The following is a 267-nucleotide window of genomic DNA, read 5'->3' on the forward strand; positions in this document are numbered from 1 at the left end:
GCGGCAGAGGCGCCGGCGCGAGCACGACCGCTTCCGTCTGCAGCCGGGCAAACTCAGCCTCGGATGCCTGCTTGACGCGGCTGGCGCGCACCACCTCGACGACGGTGTTGCGCGGCACGTTGGCGCGCGCCGGCTTCATCAGATGCGCGTGGCCATTCAGCGCCGCAAATTCTTTTTCCGTGCCCGAAATATCCATCGACGTCAGGAAGATGATCGGCAGTTCGACGAAGCGGGGATCGGCGCGCAGCCGGCGTGCGACATCGGCGC

The 267-nt window shown here is 67.4% G+C and carries 1 protein-coding gene; it reads right to left on the reverse strand.

All coding sequences use genetic code 11. From position 1 onward, the window contains the following. Nucleotides 1-267, reverse strand: a 267-nt coding sequence (locus EOD29_RS32170; RefSeq protein ID WP_164763962.1) for a hypothetical protein, incomplete at both ends; no start/stop codon positions are given.

The sequence above is a fragment of the Mesorhizobium sp. M1A.T.Ca.IN.004.03.1.1 genome (assembly GCF_003997555.1).
Lineage (GTDB): Bacteria > Pseudomonadota > Alphaproteobacteria > Rhizobiales > Rhizobiaceae > Mesorhizobium.